Annotated in this window: 27 protein-coding genes and 2 pseudogenes; 14 read left to right on the top strand and 15 right to left on the bottom strand. The window is 56.7% G+C overall.

Features of this window, described 5'->3' with window-relative positions:
- Positions 1-21: 21 nt before the first annotated feature.
- Together HX783_RS04205 and HX783_RS04200 are read right to left on the bottom strand one after the other, a co-directional pair.
- Complete coding sequence (locus tag HX783_RS04205; protein ID WP_058419628.1) at positions 22-288, bottom strand: DUF4404 family protein; 267 nt, start codon at positions 286-288, stop codon at positions 22-24.
- Positions 289-398: 110 nt separating this feature from the next.
- The gene (locus HX783_RS04200) at positions 399-1,007 is read right to left on the bottom strand and encodes an HAD family phosphatase (protein WP_177016069.1); all 609 of its coding nucleotides are present in this window, start codon (positions 1,005-1,007) and stop codon (positions 399-401) included.
- Between the two features lie 195 nt (positions 1,008-1,202).
- On the opposite strand from HX783_RS04200, the gene HX783_RS04195 reads away from it, so the two are divergent.
- Positions 1,203-1,892: a VacJ family lipoprotein gene (locus HX783_RS04195; RefSeq protein ID WP_159954926.1), complete on the top strand. Its 690-nt coding sequence runs from the start codon at positions 1,203-1,205 to the stop codon at positions 1,890-1,892.
- 61 nt (positions 1,893-1,953) lie between these two features.
- On the opposite strand, the gene HX783_RS04190 is transcribed toward HX783_RS04195, so the two are convergent.
- A complete protein-coding gene (locus HX783_RS04190) occupies positions 1,954-2,250 on the bottom strand; it encodes a PilZ domain-containing protein (RefSeq protein WP_177016068.1) in 297 nt (98 codons plus the stop codon).
- 276 nt (positions 2,251-2,526) lie between these two features.
- Between HX783_RS04190 and rssB the strand changes: the two genes are divergently transcribed.
- Together rssB and rssC are read left to right on the top strand one after the other, a co-directional pair.
- Entirely contained in the window at positions 2,527-3,708 is a 1,182-nt protein-coding gene (gene rssB / locus HX783_RS04185) for a two-component system response regulator RssB (protein WP_159954928.1), read from the top strand.
- On the top strand, positions 3,708-4,190 hold the full coding sequence (gene rssC / locus HX783_RS04180) for an anti-sigma factor antagonist RssC (RefSeq protein WP_003172602.1): 483 nt from the start codon (positions 3,708-3,710) through the stop codon (positions 4,188-4,190). The genes rssB and rssC overlap by 1 nt, the downstream gene beginning before the upstream one ends.
- Before the next feature lie 200 nt (positions 4,191-4,390).
- On the opposite strand, the gene tal is transcribed toward rssC, so the two are convergent.
- Both tal and dusA read right to left on the bottom strand, forming a co-directional pair.
- Complete coding sequence (gene tal / locus HX783_RS04175; protein WP_106576911.1) at positions 4,391-5,317, bottom strand: transaldolase; 927 nt, start codon at positions 5,315-5,317, stop codon at positions 4,391-4,393.
- Positions 5,318-5,650: 333 nt separating this feature from the next.
- Positions 5,651-6,637 (bottom strand): tRNA dihydrouridine(20/20a) synthase DusA, encoded by a 987-nt coding sequence (gene dusA, locus HX783_RS04170; protein WP_177016067.1) that lies wholly within the window; start codon positions 6,635-6,637, stop codon positions 5,651-5,653.
- A 641-nt stretch (positions 6,638-7,278) separates the two neighbouring features.
- Between dusA and HX783_RS04165 the strand changes: the two genes are divergently transcribed.
- On the top strand, positions 7,279-9,231 hold the full coding sequence (locus HX783_RS04165; protein WP_371317656.1) for an S-type pyocin domain-containing protein: 1,953 nt from the start codon (positions 7,279-7,281) through the stop codon (positions 9,229-9,231).
- Positions 9,228-9,500: a hypothetical protein gene (locus HX783_RS04160; protein ID WP_177016066.1), complete on the top strand. Its 273-nt coding sequence runs from the start codon at positions 9,228-9,230 to the stop codon at positions 9,498-9,500. The genes HX783_RS04165 and HX783_RS04160 overlap by 4 nt, the downstream gene beginning before the upstream one ends.
- A 339-nt stretch (positions 9,501-9,839) precedes the next feature.
- On the opposite strand, the pseudogene HX783_RS04155 reads toward HX783_RS04160, so the two are convergent.
- Positions 9,840-10,088 (bottom strand): annotated as a pseudogene (locus tag HX783_RS04155) (phage baseplate assembly protein V); the annotation flags it as partial.
- A 217-nt stretch (positions 10,089-10,305) separates the two neighbouring features.
- Here HX783_RS04155 and HX783_RS04150 point away from each other — a divergent pair.
- The gene (locus HX783_RS04150; protein WP_177016064.1) at positions 10,306-10,626 is read left to right on the top strand and encodes a hypothetical protein; all 321 of its coding nucleotides are present in this window, start codon (positions 10,306-10,308) and stop codon (positions 10,624-10,626) included.
- Positions 10,627-10,987: 361 nt separating this feature from the next.
- On the opposite strand, the gene HX783_RS04145 is transcribed toward HX783_RS04150, so the two are convergent.
- Positions 10,988-11,152 (bottom strand): hypothetical protein, encoded by a 165-nt coding sequence (locus tag HX783_RS04145; RefSeq protein WP_177016063.1) that lies wholly within the window; start codon positions 11,150-11,152, stop codon positions 10,988-10,990.
- Between the two features lie 311 nt (positions 11,153-11,463).
- On the opposite strand from HX783_RS04145, the gene HX783_RS04140 reads away from it, so the two are divergent.
- Together HX783_RS04140 and HX783_RS04135 are read left to right on the top strand one after the other, a co-directional pair.
- Positions 11,464-12,291 carry an oxidoreductase gene (locus HX783_RS04140; RefSeq protein WP_177016062.1) on the top strand — a complete coding sequence of 276 codons (828 nt, stop codon included), beginning with the start codon at positions 11,464-11,466 and terminating at the stop codon, positions 12,289-12,291.
- A gap of 14 nt (positions 12,292-12,305) precedes the next feature.
- On the top strand, positions 12,306-13,319 hold the full coding sequence (locus HX783_RS04135; RefSeq protein ID WP_177016061.1) for an AraC family transcriptional regulator: 1,014 nt from the start codon (positions 12,306-12,308) through the stop codon (positions 13,317-13,319).
- A 304-nt stretch (positions 13,320-13,623) separates the two neighbouring features.
- Here HX783_RS04135 and HX783_RS04130 read toward each other — a convergent pair whose 3' ends face one another.
- Positions 13,624-14,037: a hypothetical protein gene (locus HX783_RS04130; RefSeq protein WP_177016060.1), complete on the bottom strand. Its 414-nt coding sequence runs from the start codon at positions 14,035-14,037 to the stop codon at positions 13,624-13,626.
- Positions 14,038-14,457: 420 nt separating this feature from the next.
- Here HX783_RS04130 and HX783_RS04125 point away from each other — a divergent pair, with 420 nt between their 5' ends.
- Complete coding sequence (locus HX783_RS04125) at positions 14,458-14,823, top strand: DUF6124 family protein (RefSeq protein WP_177016059.1); 366 nt, start codon at positions 14,458-14,460, stop codon at positions 14,821-14,823.
- Between the two features lie 144 nt (positions 14,824-14,967).
- Entirely contained in the window at positions 14,968-15,189 is a 222-nt protein-coding gene (locus tag HX783_RS29890) for a hypothetical protein (protein WP_256347105.1), read from the top strand.
- Positions 15,190-15,295: 106 nt separating this feature from the next.
- Here HX783_RS29890 and HX783_RS04120 read toward each other — a convergent pair whose 3' ends face one another.
- Positions 15,296-16,483: an MFS transporter gene (locus HX783_RS04120; RefSeq protein ID WP_177016058.1), complete on the bottom strand. Its 1,188-nt coding sequence runs from the start codon at positions 16,481-16,483 to the stop codon at positions 15,296-15,298.
- Between the two features lie 494 nt (positions 16,484-16,977).
- Here HX783_RS04120 and mqo point away from each other — a divergent pair, with 494 nt between their 5' ends.
- The 3 genes and pseudogenes from mqo to HX783_RS04105 all read left to right on the top strand — a co-directional run bounded on the left by mqo (position 16,978) and on the right by HX783_RS04105 (position 19,582).
- The gene (gene mqo / locus HX783_RS04115) at positions 16,978-18,633 is read left to right on the top strand and encodes a malate dehydrogenase (quinone) (protein ID WP_177016057.1); all 1,656 of its coding nucleotides are present in this window, start codon (positions 16,978-16,980) and stop codon (positions 18,631-18,633) included.
- A 139-nt stretch (positions 18,634-18,772) separates the two neighbouring features.
- A pseudogene (locus tag HX783_RS04110) lies at positions 18,773-19,095 on the top strand (EamA/RhaT family transporter); the annotation flags it as partial.
- 157 nt (positions 19,096-19,252) lie between these two features.
- The gene (locus tag HX783_RS04105; protein WP_159954939.1) at positions 19,253-19,582 is read left to right on the top strand and encodes a YXWGXW repeat-containing protein; all 330 of its coding nucleotides are present in this window, start codon (positions 19,253-19,255) and stop codon (positions 19,580-19,582) included.
- A gap of 31 nt (positions 19,583-19,613) precedes the next feature.
- Here HX783_RS04105 and HX783_RS04100 read toward each other — a convergent pair whose 3' ends face one another.
- The 4 genes from HX783_RS04100 to HX783_RS04085 all read right to left on the bottom strand — a co-directional run bounded on the left by HX783_RS04100 (position 19,614) and on the right by HX783_RS04085 (position 21,183).
- Positions 19,614-19,991 (bottom strand): hypothetical protein, encoded by a 378-nt coding sequence (locus HX783_RS04100; RefSeq protein WP_177016056.1) that lies wholly within the window; start codon positions 19,989-19,991, stop codon positions 19,614-19,616.
- A 40-nt stretch (positions 19,992-20,031) separates the two neighbouring features.
- Positions 20,032-20,406 carry a hypothetical protein gene (locus HX783_RS04095; RefSeq protein ID WP_177016055.1) on the bottom strand — a complete coding sequence of 125 codons (375 nt, stop codon included), beginning with the start codon at positions 20,404-20,406 and terminating at the stop codon, positions 20,032-20,034.
- Positions 20,407-20,476: 70 nt separating this feature from the next.
- Complete coding sequence (locus HX783_RS04090) at positions 20,477-20,872, bottom strand: PIN domain-containing protein (RefSeq protein ID WP_177016054.1); 396 nt, start codon at positions 20,870-20,872, stop codon at positions 20,477-20,479.
- A complete protein-coding gene (locus HX783_RS04085; protein ID WP_256347104.1) occupies positions 20,869-21,183 on the bottom strand; it encodes an AbrB/MazE/SpoVT family DNA-binding domain-containing protein in 315 nt (104 codons plus the stop codon). The genes HX783_RS04090 and HX783_RS04085 overlap by 4 nt, the downstream gene beginning before the upstream one ends.
- Before the next feature lie 98 nt (positions 21,184-21,281).
- On the opposite strand from HX783_RS04085, the gene HX783_RS04080 reads away from it, so the two are divergent.
- Positions 21,282-21,674, top strand: a complete 393-nt coding sequence (locus HX783_RS04080) for a RidA family protein (RefSeq protein ID WP_177016053.1) — start codon at positions 21,282-21,284, stop codon at positions 21,672-21,674.
- Here HX783_RS04080 and ppnN read toward each other — a convergent pair whose 3' ends face one another.
- Both ppnN and HX783_RS04070 read right to left on the bottom strand, forming a co-directional pair.
- Entirely contained in the window at positions 21,675-23,048 is a 1,374-nt protein-coding gene (gene ppnN / locus HX783_RS04075; protein WP_159954942.1) for a nucleotide 5'-monophosphate nucleosidase PpnN, read from the bottom strand. It abuts the gene before it with no gap.
- 149 nt (positions 23,049-23,197) lie between these two features.
- A complete protein-coding gene (locus HX783_RS04070) occupies positions 23,198-24,022 on the bottom strand; it encodes an aspartyl/asparaginyl beta-hydroxylase domain-containing protein (RefSeq protein WP_177016052.1) in 825 nt (274 codons plus the stop codon).
- Positions 24,023-24,027 lie beyond the last annotated feature (5 nt).

Raw genomic sequence — 24,027 nt, 5'->3', positions numbered from 1 at the left:
GGGCTTGGGTTGGGGGTCGGGTTAGATCCCGATATTGCCCAAGGTCACCACAATATTGCGCAAGGTCCCGGCAATGCCTGGGTGGTCCAGTTCGAAGCGTTCAACCGCCAGGTTCACGCCATCGGCAATGCTCGGGTCTTGGATCGCGCCTTCCAAGGGCTCTTGAACCTCAAGTTCGGCAATCAATGACTCCAATTCGTCGCGTTTTTCTGCAGACATCAGCGGGTCGCTGTTCAATTGCTCGCGCAATTCTCTGACTTGGTCTTTCAGCTGTTCGCGGGCAGGCATGACGTTCTTCCTTTTATCGATAGGCACTGGCATAGACCGCGGCACGCCGGGAAAGGTCTACGGGCTGACCTGTAGATTAATCCACCGGCAGCCTCAGTGCATGATCTCTATCAGGGCTTCTCGCCTTTGAGCCGGCGCAGGCTGATGTCCGCCAGGCACGTACCCAGCTCGCCAAGGTGATCGATCACCGAATGCACGCCCAGCCCATACAGCGCCACCGTGGCTTTGCCGCGTTTGTGCTCGCGTTGCTGCTCGGTCAGCGCCTGCCATTGCTCGGGTGCCAGGCCGCACAGTGAACCGCAGGAGGCCAGGCCAATCGTCCACAACCCGGCATTCAGGCCCGCTTGCAGCAAACGCGGCTCGCCGCTGACCAGCACGCAGCCTTCCAGGCGTTCGATATTCAATTCCATCAAGGCTTGCCAGCACGCATGCGGGGCCGGCCAGCGGATGGAGGAGGGCGACGCCGCCTTGACCCAGTCGGGCAGCACGGCGGCCAGCGGGGTGGTCACTGAGGGCGGCAACTCATCCAGCCAGGCGCAAGGCACGCCTTGGTCCTTGAGGCCGCGCAGGATTTTCAGCGCGCCCGGCGTGGCGTGGGAGTCGGGGGAGGGCGAATCGGTGCGCGCCTGGGAACCAAAATCCACCAGGCAGCCACTTAGGCCAAACAGCACGGCAGTTAAAGAGGGGGCGCTGGCGACGGCAATCTCGGCGTGAGGCATTTCGACATCCCTGAAATAACCACGACGCTAACGGGGCGGGATGACAAGCAAATGACATAGACGGTAATTGTAGGAATTTTGTGCATTTTACGTATGTCGATTCCCCATAGCTGCCTAATTCAACACTTCCGTCATATACTGACGATCTTATTCAGGGCATAGCGCCCATGACAGACCATTCAAGGAGCCAAAGCTATGCGCTGGAGCCAGTACTTCGCTCAGCTATCTGTGTGTGCCACAATTCTGTTGGCGCCGTTCGCCGCCCAGGCGGCGTCGGAAGACGACCCATGGGAAAGCGTCAACCGCCCAATCTTCACCTTCAACGACACCGTTGATACCTACGCCCTCAAGCCCATCGCCCAGGGCTATCAGTTTGTCACTCCGCAATTTGTGCAAACGGGCATCCACAACTTCTTCCGCAACATCGGCGATGTCGGCAACCTGGCCAACAACGTGCTGCAGCTCAAGCCGCACGCTGCCGGCGTGGACACCGCCCGTCTGTTGATGAACACCACCTTCGGCGTGCTGGGCTTTGTGGATGTCGGCACCAAAATGGGGCTGCAACGCAGCGATGAAGACTTCGGCCAGACCCTCGGCTACTGGGGCGTCGGCAGTGGTCCTTACGTGATGCTGCCATTGCTCGGCCCAAGCACCCTGCGTGATGCGCCGTCCAAATACGTCGACAGCTACACCCAACCGTACCGCTACATGAACGACATCGGCTGGCGTAACAGCACCTTCGGCCTGAACATCGTCGATACCCGTGCCAGCTTGCTCGACAGCGAGAAGCTGATCACCGGCGACAAGTACACCTTTATCCGTAACGCTTACCTGCAGAACCGCGAGTTCAAGGTCAAGGACGGCAAGGTTGTCGACGACTTTTAAGCCGTGACGTTTTGAAATGAAAAAGGCGACCCCAGTGGTCGCCTTTTTTTGTGCGCGTTTTTCAGTGCATTTTCAGGATCTTGAGGCCCAGGTGCTGATCTTCACCCGTGGCCTTGGTCCATACCACTTCGGTATCTGCCTCCAGTCCCGAAAGGGAGGCATGCTCCGAGTCGATGCGCACGGTCAGCCGGTCGCCCACCTTAAACTGGCGCGGCGCCTGCACTTGCATGCCAGAGCTGGAAAGGTCCACGCAGACCCCGGCAATCTCCTGCCCGGCGTGGATCAACGACACATCGGCATCCACTCGCATGCGGATGAAATCGCGTTTTTCGGCGTAGTCGCGCTCGTGTTCGCTCACGGGTTCCATCCTTACTTTGTGTTGTGGTCGTGGGTGTTCTTATAACTCCCGGTGATTTGCGGTGTAAAGACGCCCGGCGACCATCGGCATGAGCTTGAAACCCCTGACGGATGGGAGTACCGTCTGCGCCTTAGAAGGGCACCTCTGCTTTACCTTTGTGCATGGGCAAAATCCCAGTGCTTTGTAGGACAGAGTGGCTAGAAAGCGAATCCAGTACGTGAGCCCGGCCATTGCCGAGCCGCCTACGCCAACCTAATTCTGGCGCCGTTTGCCCACATGCAAAAAACCAGTGCCACGCTGCTGATAATCGATGACGACGAAGTAGTGCGCGCGAGCCTCGCGGCCTATTTGGAAGACAGTGGCTTCAGCGTCCTGCAGGCCAGCAATGGCCAACAGGGTCTCCAGGTGTTCGAGCGCGACAAGCCCGACCTCGTGATCTGCGACCTGCGCATGCCCCAAATGGGCGGCCTCGAGCTGATTCGCCAGGTGACCGAGCTTGCGCCGCAGACGCCGGTGATTGTCGTGTCCGGTGCCGGCGTGATGAACGACGCCGTCGAGGCCTTGCGCCTGGGCGCCGCCGACTACCTGATCAAGCCCCTGGAAGACCTGGCCGTGCTGGAGCACTCGGTGCGCCGCGCACTCGACCGTGCCCGCCTGCTGCTGGAAAACCAGCGCTACCGCGAAAAGCTCGAAACCGCCAACCGCGAACTCGAAGCCAGTCTCAACCTGCTCCAGGAGGACCAGAACGCCGGTCGCCAGGTGCAGATGAACATGTTGCCGGTGAGCCCCTGGACCATCGATGAGTTCAAGTTCGCGCACCAGATCATCCCGTCGTTGTACCTGTCGGGTGATTTTGTCGACTATTTCCGCGTGGACGAGCGCCGCGTGGCGTTCTACTTGGCCGACGTCTCCGGCCACGGTGCTTCCTCTGCTTTTGTCACCGTGTTGTTGAAGTTCATGACCACACGGCTGTTGTTCGAATCCAAGCGCAATGGCACCTTGCCGGAGTTCACCCCCTCCGAAGTGCTGGGCCACATCAACCGAGGCCTGATCAGCTGTAAGCTGGGCAAGCACGTGACGATGGTCGGCGGCGTGATTGATGAAGAAACAGGTCTGTTGACCTACAGCATCGGCGGTCACCTGCCGATGCCGGTTTTATACACTCCAGACAGTGTGCGTTACCTGGAAGGGCGTGGTTTGCCGGTGGGCTTGTTCAATGAAGCCACCTACGAAGACCACATCCTGGAACTGCCGCCGACCTTCAGCCTGACGCTGATGTCCGACGGCATCCTGGACCTTCTTCCAGAGCCTACACTCAAAGAGAAAGAAGCCGCCTTGCCCCAAAAGGTCAAGTCGGCGGGCGGCAGCCTGGATGGCCTGCGGCAGGTTTTTGGATTGGCCACGCTAGGGGAGATGCCGGATGATATCGCCCTATTGGTGTTGAGCAGGAATCTTTGATGAGTACCGGAAGAATCCAATTCGCCGAGCAAGACGGGACCTTCGTCCTGAAGTTTGTCGGTGAAGTGCGCCTGACCTTGTGTTCGGCGCTGGATGCAACGATTGAGCGGATTTTCACAGCCCTGAATTTCTCGGCGATCGTGATCGATCTGACCGAAACCCGCAGCATCGACAGCACCACCCTGGGCCTGTTGGCCAAGTTGTCCATTCTGTCTCGGCAGAAGGTCGGCCTGTTGCCGACTGTGGTCACCACCCACGAAGACATCACCCGTCTGCTGCAGTCCATGGGCTTCGACCAGGTGTTCAACATCGTTGACCGCCCGATCCCGTGCCCGGAATGCCTGACCGACCTGCCGTCGCAAGACCAGTCCGAAGAAGTGGTACGGGTCAAGGTGCTGGAAGCGCACAAGATCCTGATGGGCTTGAACGAGTCCAACCGCGAAGCCTTCCACGACCTTGTGAACGCCCTGGAACGCCACTAGCCTCCCAGTTGAAACCCAATTCCAATGTGGGAGCGGGCTTGCTCGCGAAAGCGGTGTGTCAGTCAGTACATTCATAACTGACCCACCGCATTCGCGAGCAAGCCCGCTCCCACAGTTTGCACTGAGTTCGGCTTAAGATCAGCGACCACAAAAAAAGGGCGGCACCCTCACAGGTGCCGCCCTTTTTGTCGCCGACTGCCTTACAGCTTGGCAGTCAACAACGCCTCCAGCTTCTCCTGGTCCCGAGCAAACTGACGAATCCCCTCCGCCAGCTTCTCAGTCGCCATCGCATCCTCGTTGGACTCCCAACGGAACTGCGCTTCAGTCAAATGCACCCGCGCTTCACCGGCATGGCCTGGCGCCAACTTGCGCTCCAGCTTGCCTTCATCCGCCGCCAGCTTCTCCAGCAGGTCCGGGCTGATGGTCAGGCGATCACAGCCGGCCAGTTCTTCGATCTGGCTGAGGTTACGGAAGCTCGCACCCATCACCACGGTTTTGTAGCCATTGGCCTTGTAGTAGTTGTAGATGCGCGTCACCGACTGCACGCCCGGATCATCCGAGCCGGTGTAGTCGTTGCCGTTGGCCTTCTTGTACCAGTCGTAGATACGGCCCACGAACGGCGAAATCAGGAACACGCCAGCCTCGGCGCAGGCCACGGCCTGGGCAAACGAGAACAGCAGCGTCAGGTTGGTCTGAATGCCTTCTTTTTCCAGCTTCTCCGCCGCGCGGATGCCTTCCCAGGTGGAGGCGATCTTGATCAGCACGCGGTCACGGCTGACGCCGGCTTTGTCGTACAGGTCGATCAGACGGTGCGCACGCTTGAGAATGGCGGCTTCGTCGAACGACAGACGGGCATCCACCTCAGTGGAAATACGGCCCGGCACTACTTTCAGAATCTCTTGACCTACCGCCACCGCAAAACGGTCGCTGGCCAGGCCTACGTCGCCGTTGCAGTCCTTCACGCACTCATCCAGCAGCTTGGCATAGCCTGGAATCGAAGCGGCCTTGAGCAGCAGGGAAGGGTTGGTAGTGGCGTCTTGCGGCTTGAGCTTGGCGAGGGTAGAAAAATCGCCGGTATCGGCTACGACGGTGGTGAATTGCTTGAGTTGTTCCAGCTTGGAAGTCATGGGCGTGCTCTGTCCTGTGGGTCTGATGACATTACCCGAGCGCCGACAAGCGCTCAAGGGCGCAAATGCGTTCGATCGTTTGCGAGGGCAACAACCTGAAAACAGCCGTTTGAATCACCGGCTGTACTGCTAACTAGGAGACCAAAACCGCCGACAGGTTCAACCCAACTGCCCGATGACCACCCCGGTCAAAATGTGGGAGCTGGCTTGCCTGCGATGGCGGCGGCAAAGACACCACCAGCCTCCAGACATACATCAATCCAACTGTGGGAGCGGGCTTGCTCGCGAAAGCGGCCTATCAGCCAGCAACTAAACCCACTGACACCCAACCCCTCACCGCCCCTCCAACAACTCCCCAGCCTGATCCAACAACGCCAACGGATCACTCGCCTTATGAATATCCACCGACAACAACTGCCGAAACTTACGCGCCCCCGGAAACCCAGTCCCCAACCCCAACACATGCCGGGTAATGTGATGCATCACCCCACCACTGGCCAAATGCTCGGCAATATAAGGCCGCAACTGCGCCAACGCTTGCGCCCGACTAATCACTGGCGCCGCACTGCCAAACAACTGTTGATCCACCTGCGCCAGCAAATACGGATTGTGATAAGCCTCCCGCCCCAACATCACCCCATCAAACACCTGCAAATGCTCCTGGCACTGCTCCAGCGTCTTAATCCCACCGTTCAGCACAATCTCCAACTCAGGGAAATCCTGCTTCAACTGCGCCGCCACGTCATAGCGCAACGGCGGAATGTCGCGATTCTCCTTCGGCGACAACCCCTCCAGAATCGCAATCCGCGCATGCACGGTAAAACTGGTGCACCCCGCATCCCTCACCGTCCCGACGAAATCACACAACTCGGCATAACTGTCACGCCCATTGATCCCGATACGATGCTTCACCGTCACCGGAATCGACACCGCATCACGCATCGCCTTCACGCAATCCGCCACCAGGGCAGGGTGTGCCATCAAGATCGCGCCGATCATATTGTTCTGCACCCGATCACTCGGGCAGCCGACGTTCAAGTTCACCTCATCGTAACCGGCAGCCTCAGCCATACGAGCGCACGCGGCGAGGTCAGCGGGGACACTGCCGCCCAGCTGGAGTGCAAGCGGGTGCTCGGCCTCGTTATGACGCAGGAAGCGGTCGTGGTCGCCATGCAGGATTGCGCCGGTGGTGACCATCTCGGTGTAAAGCAGGGCGTGCTTGGAGAGCAGGCGCAGGAAGTAACGGCAGTGGCGGTCGGTCCAATCCATCATCGGGGCGACGGAGAAGCGGCGGGAGAGGGGAGCGGTTTGTAGGGGCATGGGGGAATCTGAGTTAGCGAGGCGAATGGGGCGCAGTTTATCAGGGATGGGTGTTGGGTGTCGGAGAGGTGTTTTCAGTGCCATTAGCACTTTGTGCGGTATGAAGTGCGTCGGGGATCTAATCGCGATCATCACGTGGGATTTCGTGGTCTGACCCCGGAATCCCTCGACCTTTACGCACTCACACTTTCACCCACACAGCGTCAGATGCTCACAAGTGCAGGAGGCCGCAGCATTGGAGCGGCGGACATCCGCTACAGATTTGGGCTCAGCGGGCATCAACTACAGCGGCTCGCATATGAAAACCTGCAAACTCACGTTACCCGCAAATAGCCAGAGTTCACTTACCAATCCGATTACATTTCAGTGGTAATGGCAAATAGGAATCACTACCACTTGTCGGTTTAAATATGCACAAATGCATTTTTCGTTGCCGTTATAGCTGTATGTACATACAGTGTTTGTGCAGCGTGATGAAGGGCGCTGAAGACGGGTTTTTTTGTTCGTTGAGCTTCTCAGAAACAGAAAACCTGGAGCCGAAGCCGTTCGTCAGAGCCTAGTAAGGTGATGAGATAACCAGTCGTTCATTTTACTGAGATATGAGAATTTTTGTACTGAATATAGCGAAAAGGAAATTCACTATGGCTAATGGTGACACAATTTATCTCCCACCAATTGTAATCAGCGACGTTAATAAATATGAACCTCAGACGTTCGGAGGAGGTGGTGGTGACAGTGATTTTTCACATAGTCACACAGGACAGCTCATTAACGTTGCAACGCGTAATTATGTACTTAACACATATCCCCCTATGATTGCCCGGAATGTTAAGGACCAAGAGGCGACTTTTGCAACGAAACTTCAGTCGATGCCCGAATCTATTGCAAAAAGCATTACTGCAATAGAGCAAAATGAAGGTAGCCCTGCGAGCGAAGTCGATAAAATCGAACAGCATATTCGTTCGGTAGATACGCTAATCGCTCAAAAAACACAGGCGGTCGCCGCCCAAAAAGTGATTGCTGATAAGTACTACTATGGAGACTTCTTTGGTTTCCCGACTATGCAGTTTATTAAAGATGCAATCAGCGGAAGCAAGACAAATTATCCTCCGGATAAAAACTATAAAGAATGGTACGCCTCACTTGAGGCTGCGTATGCTGCAAAATATAGCAACCGCGAGATCAATTATTTGAATGCCCTGAAGCCGCACCTTCAGGCACAGGCTAATCAAGCACGCGCAGACGCCGAGGCCAAACGTATTGCCGATGAGGCGGCAGTTGCGGAAGCGGCGAGAGCCGCAGCAGAAGCTAAACGTATTGCGGATGAGGCGGCAGCGGTAGAGGCTGCTAGGGTAGCAACTGAAGCCGCAGCAGCTGAAGCCGCCAGGCTAGCCGCTGAAGCTGCAGCAGCTCAGGCTGCCAGGCTAGCTGCTGAAGCCGCAGCAGCTCAGGCTGCTAGGCTAGTCGCTGAAGCCGCAGCATTTAAAGCAGCTCACACCTTCAGGCTTACCGCAGCCGGTGCTACGCAACTGAGTACGGCAGCAGGCTCTATTGCCGTCACGGCAGGTTCAGGCATTACGTTGGAGGCGGCGATTCAAGCGGCTAAGGTAGCGCTGGGTACAGTTGTGAGTGCGGCCACGGCAGTCGGTATTGGAGCTTTGACATATTCAGAGTCCCTTGGCAACGGGGAGTTGCCCGCGACGATGCTGGACCTGCCAGCTAAGCAACTTGCGCCTGACCTGCCTGGTAATCTTCTCGAGGTAGCGGCGGCTGGTGGGACGGTTGATGTGCCATATCGGATTTATGGTGATCAATCGAAGTATTCGGTAGTGGCCACCCAGGTCACTGGGGGACTGGCTCCCACTGTTCCGGTAAGGGCGTTGGTGCTTGACCCTTTGGCCAACGCCTATACGTTTTCTACAACCGATACACCGCCGATCACCCTGATATTTCCAATCGCGGCACCAGGTGATAGTTCAACGGCGTCCCCAGCGCAACCAGTGGAAAATCCGGTATATGCCGGCATCACACTGACGCCAATTGAGGTCAAAGCTGAGCCGTTTCCGATTGCCAGGCAGTTGACCATCCGAGATGGTATCTACGTGTACCCCGCAGATTCGGGTTTGCCGCCGATTTATGTGGTATTTAGTAATCCGTACGAAGGCGCTACCACGAAAGGTGAACACAGCGGACGGATGTACAATCCTGATAAAGCCGGAGGGCCAACCCAAGATCTTGATTGGACAACGGCAACGGTGACTCAGGAAGGTATTGATCTGGTTAAGTTGCATACGTCAAGATTCGATACATCAGACGCTAATAAAATTATGCTTGACCGACTTGAGAAAATTTTGAGTGGTCAGATATCTATTACTGATATTGATAAACGTTTTTACACACATGAAATTCGAGAGCTTGAGCGGTATAGGGCATTGGGAATCGCAGATGGTGTGAAACCGAATGATGATGCCATCTGGAATAGTGCCCATACTGCTACCTTAGAGGACTATAGGCTTAAAGATGGATTTGATTTATTTTACACTACGGAAGCGATAGAAGCTGATGATGCGCAAGTAGAGAGAGAAGCAAAATGAGTGTTATTACTAAAATAGTGCAATCAGAAACTCCCGAGGATGTCATTCTTTTCGCAACTCGAAGTGAAAGTGGCATCTCATACCCAAGATTAGATGGGCTGTACAGTCGAAACGGTTGGATCAATATTGGCAACAATCTTGAGCTTATGAAATTGGTTCACAATATGGCGCTAGAGGGGTTGGTTGTTTATAAGGACTTAACCCTGACAAAAGGGCCAAACTGGAGAAGTCCAGCATTCTTGTCTGAGAATAAATACACGTTTGAGTGATATATAGACTTGTAAGAGAAAACCCAGCGTAAGCTGGGTTTTTTTTGCCTGGGCATTGAAAAGTTATTCTTCTCCGAATTTTGGATGCTCTTAATTTCTGTGCTTTTCAGGTACACCCAAATGGACGAAGGTCATGAGGCATTAGTTTTGTATTACAAGGATCTAATTACTTTTTTGAGACGCGTCACGCCAAACTTCTATAACCTAATCAGACAAAACAGGACTGCGGAGTCCATTGACCGATTGTAGTTAATATGTGCCGGAAATGCTGCAGAATGCGAACCCGGATGTTTTCAATTGTATTGAAGACGCTGCGGCAGAGTAATTTGCTCTGCCCTAGTGATTGATGGGGCCGACGATGTCGATTCCGCCCTTGCTAACCAGGCCAGCGCGGTCGTCGTTGGCCGGTATGTGGTCGCTTGGCAAACCGGTAATGACGACGCCGTTGGCGAACTGGCCGGATGGGCTGAGCAGGAGCACCTGTTCGTCGAGGGTTGGCGGATCCCACTCACGGTCAGGCCCGGCGCGCAGGGCCAGCCATGGTAACCAGACGTGGTCAGCTCTGCGGTTTACCTTCACGCCCGGGGGGCACCATCTGCACGCGATCTCACCTTTTCCCGCTTGTGGGTGGAGGGGATGCAAAGAGACGTTTTAAAGGGACGCCTGAAAGTTTGAAGTTTTTGTAATGGCCTCTATCGCTATTTTGTATTAAAAACTGTCAGTTCTCACAGGTTCTTCTTTTTTGGATTGCCCTCACCATGCCGGTGTGTGCAAATTTTATGTCATTTTGATCGTGAGGCTTATTATGAAAAGATGGGCGTTTGTAGGATTGACTGAAGCAGAAGAAGGGTTTGTTTATGTTAATGGTGTTGGCGTTTATGGCATTTATGAGGTTGTAGAATCTGAAAATAAGCCTGGAGGTTATGGTAAGTCATATAGGGAGATGATTGAATTGCGGGAGCGGATAGATGCCATACTGCCTACCATTCCTGCGGGATATGAGCCGCATTGGGAGGAGTGTCCGGCACATGATTTGACGGGTTGGTATTTTGCGGGTGGCCGTTTTTTAAGTGGGAAAGATTTGGAGCGCTATCAGCGAATGGGAAAGCTTGATTTTCCAAAATAACCACGAATTCAGACGTTTAGGGTGTTCAGTTTTTTGGGTATGGGTAATTATCGTATTGGTGATGTAAAGCCCGATATCGATAATCACGCTTTAGATGATCTTAAAAGATTTGCCTCATTACAATGGGCGATTCAATTTAGGGGTTACGCCGGGGGCAAGTGACGAGTGCGGGCCTTTGCGCTGTTATTGATCCATTGCTCATCTGGCTAATAACACTATTTTGTCGTCTTCTAATGTTCTACATCGCTTGTAAATAAAACGGGTGACTGGGATCGCTTTAAAAATCTACTTTACGAGCTTTCATGGCCTTGTACAGCATCTGGTCGGTTTCGATGAAACGGGTGAAGGCCTTGAGCTACTGCTATTCGCCGGCACGCATCCCCGCCACCTGGTCATCGGTGGCGAAGTTGCCCTGGTCGGCTTCTTTTACTGCCAGCTCGATCTGGGCGGTCAGCGCTTGTTCGTGCTCGATGTAGTCGCGAAGAACGTCCATAGCTTCTGGTAGGTTCAGGGATATTCCAGTCATGGTGGCCTCAATGGTGGACGCTAGTGGGGCATCTTAAACCGTGGAACACTCGCTTGAATCGACAGGTCGTCGCGAGGTGTATCCGGAAGTGATTTGTTCGACATCACTGCCGGAGTATCGTGGTCTGACTCCGATATCCCTCGTGTTTGGTTGGGGTCAAAGTAGGGTGTTTGTGGGGGACGTGGCGGGGCTTTAGTGTCGACGACTTCGAGTTGGCGTCATTGGCATGCCAACTGGCGTGTCTTACCAATGCCTCCTTCCTGGCCTGGCGATAACCTTCACTCACATTGAGTCGGGCGGAGGTTTGTTCCATGAAGCAATCAAGTCGAGTAGCACTGGTAACGGGCGCTTCTTCCGGGATGGGGAAGGCTTTCGCGCAGGCGTTGTTGGGGGAGGGCATGGTCGTTTACGCCGTCGCCCGGCGCGTGGATCAGATGACGGAACTGCGCCGGTTGGGGGCGATTACACTCGCGATGGATATCACCAGCGAGCAGGATGTGGAGCGAGTCGTTACCCACATTAAAAGTCAGCACGGTGCGGTAGATGTGCTTCTGAATAATGCCGGCTTTGGATTATACGGGGCGATGGAAGACACCCTGATCGATGACGCCCGCTATCAATTCGAGGTAAACCTGTTCGGGCTTGCACGACTGACGCAGGCCTTGCTGCCGGGTATGCGTAGCCAGGGCAAAGGCCTGATCATCAATATCTCCTCCATGGGGGGCAAGGTCTACACCCCGCTAGGCAGTTGGTATCACGCCACCAAACACGCCCTGGAAGGATGGTCGGATTGTTTGCGCCTGGAGCTTCGACAGTTCGGTATCAACGTGGTCTTGATTGAACCGGGCGCGATCGACACCGAGTTTGGGGCGGTCATGCTGGAACCCATGCTTCGCCGCTCGGAAAACGGTGCTTACCATGCCATGGCCCAAAAGGTCGCCGCTGCCACGCGGCAGTCGTATAAACCCGGTTCGCTGTCCAAGCCCCAGGTCATCGTCGACCTGGTGTTGAAGGCTGTGCGTAGCGCCCATCCCAAAACACGCTATGTTGGGGGTAAATATGCGCGGCCACTGATGTCCATCCGCAAATGGTTGGGTGACCGGATTTACGACAAGATAATGATGGCTATGGTGCGGTGACAGGAGCGAGACCTATGAGGCCTGCTACGCAGTTTTCGGTGCATCCGGGGTGGGCGTTGGTCATTGCTGATCTCGGCGCGAACGTTGCCGATGTGCTGAGGCTTGCCAAGCTTCCCGACGACCTTTTCGCCCGGCCAGAGGCGAGCGTGAACCCGATAGAGTATTGCCAGCTTTGGCTCGCACTGGAGCAGTTGACCCAAGGGCAAGAACTGCCATTGATCATAGGCAAAGCGATTACCGCCGAAGCGTTTGACCCTCCCCTATTTGCAAGCTTGTGCAGCCCGAACCTGGAGGTCGCCCTGCGGCGACTTGCCAGCTACAAGGCGCTGATCGGGCCTCTGGTGTTGCACATTGAGCAGCAAGCGGCCTTCATGGAGGTGAGTGTAGAGTTTCCGAAGGTGGTGCCGTCATGGCCTGCCAGCACCGCAATGACAGAGCTGGTGTTTTTTACTCAACTGGCTCGCCTGGCAACCCGTCATCGAATCTGCCCGATACGTGTGCAATTACCGACGCTACCCGATGATTGCCGCCCTTACGAAGCGTTTTTCGGCTGCGCTGTCACGGTGGGCATCAAGCCTTCAATCAGGTTTAGCGACAGTGATTCAAAGCGGCCTTTCCTGACAGCAAACCAACCCATGTGGGCGTTTTTTCAGCCGCTGCTGGACAAGCGCTTAAGTGAATTGGACGCCACCGCCAGCGTGCGCAAGCGTGTGCAGGGTTTGCTGCTTGAGTTATTGCCAAGCGGCCAGGCGAGCATCGATACGGTCGCGCAACGGCTGGCGATGAGCAAACGCTCCTTGCAGCGCGCACTGGAACTTGAAGGCAGCAGCTATCAAAAGTTGCTGGTGGAGACGCGGCGCAGTCTTGCCGAGCATTACTTGAGCCGTTCGCACATCAGCTTTGCTGAAGTAGCGTATTTGTTGGGTTTTGAGGACGGAAACACCTTCCACCGTGCTTTCAAATCTTGGGCGGGGATTACACCTGGAGTCTATCGTTCTCAATGGGCAGGCAACGTTTTTTACTCTTAGTGACTTTAGAGGATGATTTTTCTTTTATCTGAAAGTAGTCATCCATTTAAAGGTGCGGTTATTGTTGATGCTGTGGTGCACATCGCATTGGATATTGCTTCGTGTGGAATGTGTCGATATCTGAGGCGGGCCAGTACGTCAGATATCGTGGTCTGACCCCGATTTGCACCGATATGCAGGCAGTAAATACAGCGTTGTCGCAATAATGCTAGGTGCGACATCCTAGAGGGCAACAAAACGGCCCTCCGGAGAGTTCCATTAATTTCCGAGGTGAATGTCCAAGCTAGTACGGTAATGATCTATTCTAATGATCAGTATCTTGCCCGCCATAGATATTGGCTCTGCTTCTCGAAGAGCGACCGTCGCTGTAGCGAGTATCGTGCCCGCCATAAATGTTTCCGCTGCTTCGCGCCGAAGTGCCATCGCTGTTGCGGGTATCCTGCCCGTCGTAAATGTTCCTACTGCTTCGCGAGGTAGTGCCATCGCTGTTGCGAGTATCTTGCCCACCGTAAATATTGGCGCTGCTTTGCGATGTGCGGCCATCGCTGTAGCGGGTATTCTCGCCACCATAAATATTAGCGCTGCTGGTAGACGTTGTTCCATCGTCATATCTGCAATCGTAACCGTTATAGATATTCTTACTGCACGTGTCAGCATAGGCTTGATGCAGGGGCGAAAATAGAATAATCGAACCCAGCAGAGCAATCTTAAGGTTCATTAAATCTCCATTCGAGATAACTCGATATCACAGGAAAAAATATTAGGTGTCGCGGCCACGCGCGAAAGTTTTTTTTGAATGGTAAATGGGAATACTTATGAATGTTTGTCTCGAACTCCTTGATCAAGTCTGGGGGGCGGAATGGCTTGGTATGCCTGAGCGAATCAATGGGGCTGGCAACCTGCCACTATTCATACAGACTGATTACCTCAGACTAAGTTTCCGCCATAAAATTATTTTATTAAATGTATGTCGGGGTCAGGCCACAGTGAACCCTAGGAATCGTCCCACGCTTTTCTCAGCTTGCCCGTCAGACCACCCGTCGCTAACCTCCTCCAGCCGCTGCAAACCCAGCGGCCGGAGGTGGAAGTCCGTATTGCTAAGGCGTTTTAACTCCCGAAACTATTTGGAGCTTCGCCCATGCCTAACAAATCACGCAATCCTTATGTCGATCAAGACACTACGCCCGACGATGCCAAGCTACAAACGGCTGCCCAGCGAGCAATTCACCATTATCTGCCATCATCTGGCGACACCGCCCCCGCCGACCACCCACCCGGCAACCTATTCTCAGTCAGCCCCAACATCGACAGCGAAACCCTCCTAGCCAACGCCGCCGAAAACCTCGACTCCGCCAACCAAATGGCCGCCACCCTGGCCTTCGACCTCGAAGACCCGCACCGCGCCATCCTCCTCGGCATCCAACAACTCATCGACCTAAGCGCGCTACTCGTCAGCCGAGCCCAAGAGCAAGTCGCACCTGCCGCCAGCCCAGCCACAGCCTGACCCCAACCCCGCCGCCTTACCCAAGGCGGCAACCTGAACCCCTGCTGTCACCCCGCAAAATTTCATAATCCCCAGTGCCTTTGAGGTCTACGATCCTCTGCAAGAGAGGCCCCCCGCACGTCCAGCCCATAGGGAACTGAAAACATGATCTCGAACCTGGTTAAAGTCGTGATGATTGCTGGCACGCTGCTGTTGGGCGCTTGTTCGACGGGTTCGTCGGGCGGGAGCAGTGACCCTTGTTTTTCAGGCGGATGTCAGGCGTTTGGGGACCATAGCCCGAGCAAGGCGGCCAAGATGAATTTTGGCGGGAGTGGGTTGGGGAGCAGTTATGGGGAGTATGGGTCGGGGTTGTTGCATGATGATTGATGGGGGGTGGGGCAGTCATTTGTTGGTTGACTGACCCACCGCTATCGCGGGCAAGCCCGCTCCCACATTGGAGTTTCCACATTGGGTTGTGGTGGTGTGGGAAATATCAGTGGCCGCCTTTCATGCGGCGGGCGATTAGGTAGATGCCTAGGCCGACGAGCGCTGTGGCGGCGCCGATGTAGCCGGTGCTGGTCCAGCCGTAACCCGCCGTGATCGCCATCCCGCCAAACCACGGCCCCAGTGCGTTCGCCAGGTTGAATGCCGCGTGGTTGGAGGCTGCCGCCAGGCTCGGGGCTTCGTGGGCGATGTCCATCAGGCGGATTTGCAGCGGTGCGGCCAACGCCACCATGGTGCCGACCAGGCCCATGCTCAGCAGCACGCCCCACAGCGACGATGCCGCGAAGGGGAAGAACAGCAACACGGCTATCGACCACACCAATATCAAGCCCACGGCGCGAAATTGCATACGGTCGAACAGTTTGCCGCCGGCGATGTTGCCGATGATGCCGCCGACGCCAAACGCGGCGAGGCCGAAGGGGATCCATTGTGGCGAGACTTTGGTCACTTCGAGCATGGTCGGGGCGAGGTAGCTGAACACGCAGAACATGCCGGCAAAGCCAATCGCGCCGATGGACAGGGCCATCCACACTTGGGGTTTGGTGAAGGCGCGCAGTTCTTTGCGCGGGTCGCTGCGTGGTTCGTCGTGGCGGTCGGGGACGAATTGCCAGACGAGGAAGAGGGTGCACACGGCGATGGCGCTGACCAGGGCGAACGCCGAGCGCCAGCCCAGGTGTTGGCCCAGGAAGGTGGCGATGGGGTTGCCGAGCAGCATGGCGAGGGTGAGGCCCATCATCACACGGGCCACGGCGCCGGCGCGTTTGTCGTTGGGCACCATGCTGGAGGCGACGACGGCGGCGATGCCGAAGTAGGCGCCGTGGGGCAGGCCGCTGATAAAGCGGAAGGCCACCAGCGAGCCGAAGGTCGGGGTGAAGGCGGTGGCGAGGTTGCCCAGGGCGTACAGGCCCATCAGCAATAAGAGCATGTGTTTGCGCAGCAGCTTGGCGCCGAGGATGGCCAGCAATGGCGCGCCGACCATGACGCCGAGGGCATAGGCGCTGATGGCGTGGCCGACTTGCGGTTCACTCAAGTTCAAATTGTGGGCGATGTCGGGCATCAAGCCCATGATGGCGAATTCGCCGGTGCCGATCGCGAAGGCGCCCACGGCCATGGCAGCTTCCATTTTGGCGGCGCTGCGCGCGGGCAGTACGTGCCCGGGTGTTTGCTGGATAGTCATGGGTAACTCTGTTTGGAAGGATTGCACGAAGGACTGCCGCCGATGCTACGCAAGCAACGGCGAAGGTGTCTAGAACAGCCGTTTGCAGCAGAGTTCAGTTTCATCTAAACGCCTGTGACGCCACGTCGCGCCTGTCAGGCTTGACACTGACGGGTTAAAACCGGCGATTTAGAGCTGTCAATTGGCCAAAGGACGCATAAACGCCGTTTAGCGTGATATTCTGCGCGCCGTCTTGGTCTAGTCTTTCCCCGGTGCGTACACCCGTATACGTCCCGGCGGTTGGCTGTCGCCCAGGTAGCTGAAGCCAATAATGATAAAAAGTCAGCGCAGAAGGGACATAAACAGTGAGGTCGATACGTCGGCCTTGTGTGCCCACCCTGCGGTTCTCATGTGAATGTGCAAACCCCGCGGCGCGCTGCCTGGCGCGGCGTGATTGAGGGTTGCCCATGATCAGGGGCGGTGGGGCGGATGGCGTTTTATCATAGGTGCTACTGATGTTTAAAAAAGTAAACACTGCCCTGCTGGGGCTGGCTTTGTCGATGGGGATCACGTCCGTTCAGGCGGAAGAGGCAAAGAAAGTCGATGTGCTGCTGATCGGCGGCGGCATCATGAGTGCGACCCTGGGTGTTTGGCTCAACGAGCTGCAGCCGGACTGGTCGATGGAGATGGTCGAGCGTCTTGATGGCGTGGCCGAAGAAAGCTCCAACGGCTGGAACAACGCCGGTACCGGTCACTCGGCCCTGGCTGAGCTGAACTACACCCCGGAAGACAAGAACGGCAACGTTGAGATCCCGAAAGCGGTCGAGATCAACGAAGCGTTCCAGATCTCCCGTCAGTTCTGGTCCTGGCAGGTCCAGCAGGGCGTGCTGAAGAACCCGCGTTCGTTCATCAACTCCACACCGCACATGAGCTTTGTGTGGGGCGATGACAACATCAAGTTCCTGAAAAAACGCTACGAAGCCCTGCAGGCGAGCCCGCTGTTCGCCGGCATGCAGTACTCCGAAGACCCGGCGCAAATCGCCAAGTGGGTTCCGCTGATGATGGAAGGGCGTGACCCGAACCAGAAAATCGCGGCCACCTGGACCCCGATCGGCACCGACGTGAACTTCGGCGAGATCACCCGCCAGTTCGTTGCCCACCTGCAAACCACGCCGAAGTTTGACTTGAAACTGTCGAGCGAAGTGCAGGACATCACCAAGAACGCCGACGGTTCGTGGCGTGTGAGCTACAAAAACCTCAAAGACGGCACCAAGACTGAAACCGACGCCAAGTTCGTGTTCATCGGCGCCGGCGGCGGTGCCCTGCACCTGCTGCAGAAGTCGGGCATTCCTGAAGCCAAGGAATACGCTGGCTTCCCGGTTGGCGGTTCGTTCCTGGTGACCGATAACCCGGCCATCGCCGAGCAGCACCTGGCCAAGGCCTACGGCAAGGCTTCGGTTGGCGCGCCACCGATGTCGGTTCCGCACCTGGACACCCGCGTGCTGGATGGCAAGCGTGTAATCCTGTTTGGCCCATTCGCGACCTTCTCGACCAAGTTCCTGAAAGAAGGCTCGTACCTGGACCTGCTGACCAGCACCACCACCCACAACATCTGGCCAATGACCAAAGTCGGTATTCGTGAATACCCACTGGTCGAGTACCTTGCCGGCCAACTGATGCTGTCGGATGACGACCGCTACAACGCGCTGAAAGAGTACTTCCCGAACGCCAAGAAAGAAGACTGGCGCCTGTGGCAAGCCGGTCAGCGCGTGCAGATCATCAAGCGTGACGAAGAGCAGGGCGGCGTCCTGAAACTCGGCACCGAAGTGGTCAGCTCCGCCGACAACACCATCGCAGGCCTGTTGGGTGCATCGCCAGGCGCGTCCACCGCGGCTCCGATCATGCTGACCGTGCTGCAAAAAGTGTTCAAGGACAAGGTGGCGACCCCTGAGTGGCAAGCCAAGCTGCACCAGATCGTACCGAGCTACGGCACCAAGCTGAACGACAGCCCTGAAGCTGTTGCCAAGGAATGGGCCTACACCGCCGGTATCCTGCAACTGACGCCGCCGCCTGCGATTCCGCAGTTGAACGCGCCAAAGGCGAACCAGGCCACCGAGGCTGCCAAGCCTGCGGCTGAGCCGAGCAAGCCGGCGTCTGACCTGGCGCTGTAAGCCAAAGGTTAAACCGCTGTAAGAAGCCCGCTGAACCGGTAACGGTCAGCGGGCTTTTTTGTGCCCAGTGTTTACACCTTGAAGTGCCTGACTTGCTCATGCAGGTGCAAGGCCAGTGCATTGCCGGTATCGCACAGCAGGTACAGCCGCCATCATCGCGGCACTGCAGCCCTTGATGACGGCGGCGTTATCGACCGGCAGCAGCGCCGAGCGCAGCGGTGGCTGGCAGTGGGCCGGGCTGATCATCAGCTTTGCTGGGGCCTGTATCGTGATCGCCGGGCAATACAGCAATAGCGGCCAAAGCGTCGGGCTGGTTATGTATTTGCTGCCACTGGCCGCCGCGTTGGGGCTTACGCTGGCCACCCTGTATGAGCGCCGCAGTGGGCAGCGCCAGGACGCAGGCTTGGTGCTGCCGCTGTTCTCCAGTCGCTGCTGACCTTGATCGGCTTCACCTTTGCAGTAACCGACCGTCGCGTGCGCTTCCTGAGGCCTGCCAGTTCAGCAAGCTGACAGACATCACCTGTTACAAAGAACCCAGGCCTAAGCAGGAGCGTGGCTGAAACATGGGGGCATTTTTTACTGGTGCAGGTGTTGGGCGGTAACGCCCGAGGATTTTTGTATGTTGCTACGTTATGCAGCAATGGCGGCAGTGGTCGTCGCGGCATCCGGGTGTGTGCAAGAACGCGTTGTGCATGACCGCAGGCCGGTACAGCGTGAATATGTCGAAGTGGTTGCGCCACAACCGCCACCGGTCCAGGTGATCGAAGTCGAACCCGCGGCGCGTTATGGCTATGTGTGGTCGCGCGGTTACTGGCGCTGGGAAGGCGGGCGATACGTCGCGGTACACGGCCATTGGGAGCAAGTGCGCGAAGGCTATCGTTATGTGCATCCGCACTGGGTGCAGCGCAATGACGGTTACCACTGGCAGGGCGGCGGCTGGGTGCGCTGACTGATCATATTTCGGGCGCGCTGCTGATCAATCAGTGGTGTCCTGCACGTCCGATGGCGTTACTTAGGCTGTTAGGGCGTTTGGCGGCAGTCGCAAGTTTTTCATTGGCGAACGCGCTTCGGCTCGCTGCGTTCAGCGGCGTGCCGTTTGCCTGGCACCAGGCTAGCAGCTCTTCAGGCGTGGAGTAGACTCTGTGGGTGACGAAGCCTCGTCGCTCATACTGCTTTACCGCTTTGGCCGCCTGTTTATGCCACAGCGCGTATGTATCGTGCATTGTGTCGCGATCTTCGTAGATCGACAGAAACCGCGCATATTGTTCTGCATCGCGGTACCAGAAAAAACCAACGTTGGTTACCTGGCTCTTGTGCAAGGCTTTGATCTGTTCAGTCACCGTTTTTTTGGGATACATGATATTCGTTAGCCTCTTTTAGCGAGGAGCGGATGGCATCTCATATAGGTTTTTCAGTTCCGAGCAAGCGCACCTCTCGCAACAACGCAGCACCGAGTTGATCGGTGCCCAGTTCCTTGTAGCCCACTGCCTTGATCTCGCCGTTCTCTTCGGCCTGGATGATGATCACTGGCGTTTCTTTGCCCGTGGCTTCGTCCACATGCACGGCATATTGGGGAATCTCCAGCTTGATCGGCGTACCCGCCGCTTTGCCTTGCACGTTGATCAAGAACGCTGCACAGCCGGTGTCCACATCCGCGCTGGTGGCAGAGCGACCACTGACGAAACAGCTTTTCGGCAGGTCGGGCCAGGCGATGGTGTCGGCGGCGGCCAGGGTGGAGGCCAAGCTCAAAGTAGCGAGTAGCAGGATGCGCACGTGAGTCTGTCTCTTGATCAAGGTTGAACGCGGTTTTACCAAAGCCTGAACAGCGTCGCAATGGTGTGGCTCAGCCCAGCCGTTTCATGCCTGTGGCCTTGGCCGCGTTTTGATCAAAGGTGGCGGTGTATTCACAACCGGCCGCATGGGCGCAGCGCTCTATCAGGTAGTCGGCGAAGTCGGCTTTGCCTGCGGTGAATCGGCGCAGAGCCTGCCAGATGATCTCGGCATGTTCGACGGTCAATTCACGTGTGCGCAACAGCGTTTCCAGCACGGTCACCACCTCACTCTTGGCCGACTCGTAGCAGCTTTGTAACACCCAGACCAGTTCCACCACCGACACCAGGCTGACAAAGCCTGGCGACAGTGTGGTGAGTGATTCGATCAGCTCCGAGGCCGTGGGCGATTGGACCGGGTCATCCTGGGTGACATAACGCACCAGCACATTGGTATCCAGGCCGATCATCGCGCTTTTGCTCCCTGGGTGGCGATGGCGTGGTTCATGGCATCGATCGACACGGCCTGGGCGGGCTTGCGGATCAACCCCTTGAGGTCCTGCACGGTTTTGCTCGCGGCAATGATGGAAAACTTTCCGTCTTCCGTTTCGACAAATTCAACCCGGTCGCCGGTTTCCAGGCCCAATGCGGTGCGCACTTGGATAGGAATGGTGATTTGCCCTTTTGAGGTAAGTGTTGCGGTGGCCATAGCTAATAACTCCATCGTGATATTCCTTACCCTAAGGTAAGGATTGATGAAGGGCAAGATCCGTTGGTCCATAGGTCGCTCTGCTGGTGTGAGTCAATGGGAACAGGTAAAACCCTAGTTCGAACTGTTCGCGCTCACACGCTTTCCTGCACCCCAAAGAGATACAAGCTATGACCGACCGCAAGCTCATCATCCCTCCTGCCATGCAACCCATTGTTGAGCGCGCGGGCTACGTGCCAGCCGTTAAAGTTGGAAACACTTTGTACTGCGCAGGCCAGGTTGGCCGCACGCCGGAACTGGCCGTGATTGAAGACCCCGAGGCGCAATTCATTGCTGCCTGGGGCAACCTGCGGCAGGTCTTGGAGGAGGGCGGTTGCAGTTTTGATAACGTGGTCGACATGACCACGTATCACGTGAACATGAGCCAGCACATGGCGGTTTTTCGCGCGGTGAAAAACCGCCTGTTTCCACGCGGGCATTGCGCCTGGACGACCATCGGCGTGTCAGAACTGGCGCATCCCGGGTTGCTGGTGGAAATCAAATGCGTGGCGGTGCAACGCTAGTTATTGGACCACGCGATAGCACGGCACATACGCCGCGCCGCCCGGCAACTTCATACGGTGCTGGGCAACAAACGCCTGTAGCAGCTCATCCAGCGGCTTCATGATCGCCGGGTCGCCGTGAATCTCATACGGCCCATGCTGCTCGATCAAGCGAATGCCTTTGTCCTTGACGTTACCCGCCACAATCCCCGAAAACGCGCGGCGCAGGTTGGCTGCGAGTTCGTGGGGCGCCAGCGCGTGGCTGAGTTGCAGGCTGGCCATGTTTTCGTGGGTCGGGTCGAACGGGCGCTGGAAGCCTTCGTCGATCTTCAGCAGCCAGTTGAAGTGGAACGCGTCGTTGCGCTCACGGCGGAACTGCTTCACGGCCTTGAGCCCGGCAGTCATCTGGCGCGCCACTTCGGCGGGGTCGTCGATGATGATCTGGTAGTGCGCCTGCGCCGCTTCGCCCAGGGTGGCGCCGACGAAGGCGTGCAGCTGTTGCAGGTACGGCGCGGCGTGTTTCGGCCCGGTGAGGATGACCGGAAACGGCACGTCGCGGTTGTCCGGGTGCATCAGGATGCCCAGCAGGTACAGGAACTCTTCGGCCGTGCCGGCGCCGCCCGGGAAGATGATGATGCCGTGGCCGACGCGCACGAAGGCTTCCAGGCGTTTTTCGATGTCCGGCAAAATCACCAGTTCGTTAACGATGGGGTTCGGCGCTTCGGCGGCGATGATGCCCGGCTCGGTCAGGCCCAGGTAGCGCCCGCCGGTGATGCGTTGTTTGGCGTGGGAAATGGTCGCGCCCTTCATCGGCCCTTTCATCACGCCGGGGCCGCAGCCGGTGCACACGTCGAGGCTGCGCAGGCCCAGTTCGTGGCCGACTTTCTTGGTGTATTTGTATTCTTCGGTGTTGATCGAGTGCCCGCCCCAGCACACCACGATTTTCGGTTCCACGCCCGGGCGCAGCGTACGGGCGTTGCGCAGCAGGTGGAACACGTAGTCGGTAATGCCTTGGGAGTTGCTCAGGTCGATGCGCTGGCTGTCCAGCTCGTTCTCGGTGTAGACGATGTCGCGCAGGGCGCTGAACAGCATTTCGCGGGTGCTGGCGATCATTTCGCCATCGACGAAGGCGTCGGCCGGTGCGTTCAACAATTCCAGGCGCACGCCGCGGTCCTGCTGATGGATACGCACTTCAAAATCTTGATAGGCGTCGAGGATGGTCTTGGCGTTGTCGATATGCGCGCCGGTGTTGAGGATGGCCAGGGCGCACTGGCGGAACAACGTGTAGATGCTGCCGGTGCCGGCTTCACTCAGTTGTTGGACTTCACGTTGGGACAGGGTTTCGAGGCTGCCCTTGGGGCTGACGGAGGCGTTGATGACTTGACGTTGGGGCATTCTGGGTCCTTGAAGGCGCAGCCATCGCACCCGTCTAGGGCAGCGATGGCCTGAAAATGGTGAGCGCCGAATTCGGTCGCACGAGACTGTAGTTTGGCCGCCTCTCGGGCAGGGCGCAAACACCGTCCAGCACCATCATGCCGCAGAACTTACTGAATCAGCTTCCAGTTTTTGTAGAAAACCCGACGCAGGGTAAACACCAGCCCGGCAAAGCCTGCGATCACGGCGTTGAGCACTGAAGGCAGCAAGGTCGGCCGCACGATATCAATGAACAGGCAGTAACGTTTTGCGTCGTTCTTGTTGAAGGACGCGTGCATCAGCGTGTCATCGAAGATAAACAGCGGGTCGTCGTGCCAGTAGTGCTTGTGCTTGCCCACCTGGATGTAAACACCCTCGTGGTGCGGCGCCGGCGCCATGTTGTAGAGCACGCGGAACATCATGCGCAGCGGGCCGAAGTGGAAGGACGTCGAACGGTTTTCGTTGAATACCGAGACGCCAATGGTCTTCACATACGGCAGTTTTTTGCGCAGTTGCGGAATGTCCAAAGTGGTTTCAATCGGGCGGCCGTACCATTGGAAAAACAACATGCCGCGCTTCTTCTCGGCCATGCGTTCATCCAGGTAGCTGATGATTTCATCCTTGTTGGCCATGGCATCGTCGATCACCTGTTGCAGGTCTTCACGCCAGGCCGGCGGCAGGTCGCGCATGGTGTAGACATGGCGGTTGCGCAGGCTCAACAGGTCGAACAGGGTGTTGAACGGCGCCAATATCCAGGTATTACGGCCGCTGCCGATGAAGTACTTTTTGATCGTGTCGGCGTCATACAGGCCGTTGCGCAGGAAGTCGTAGACCCCGCAAACCAGCACCAGGCCGAGAAATACCGCGGTGGTCATGGGAAACAGGCAAATAATCAGCAGGACGCCGATTGCCCAGGCGACCGACACTGCATTTTTGCGTAAGGCAGACTTGCTCATGAAAC

It is taken from the genome of Pseudomonas sp. D2002 (genome assembly GCF_013385735.1).
In the GTDB taxonomy this organism is placed as follows: Bacteria; Pseudomonadota; Gammaproteobacteria; order Pseudomonadales; family Pseudomonadaceae; genus Aquipseudomonas.
The sequence above is the reverse complement of the archived record's forward strand: the minus strand, read 5'-3'. Positions and strand labels throughout refer to the sequence as shown.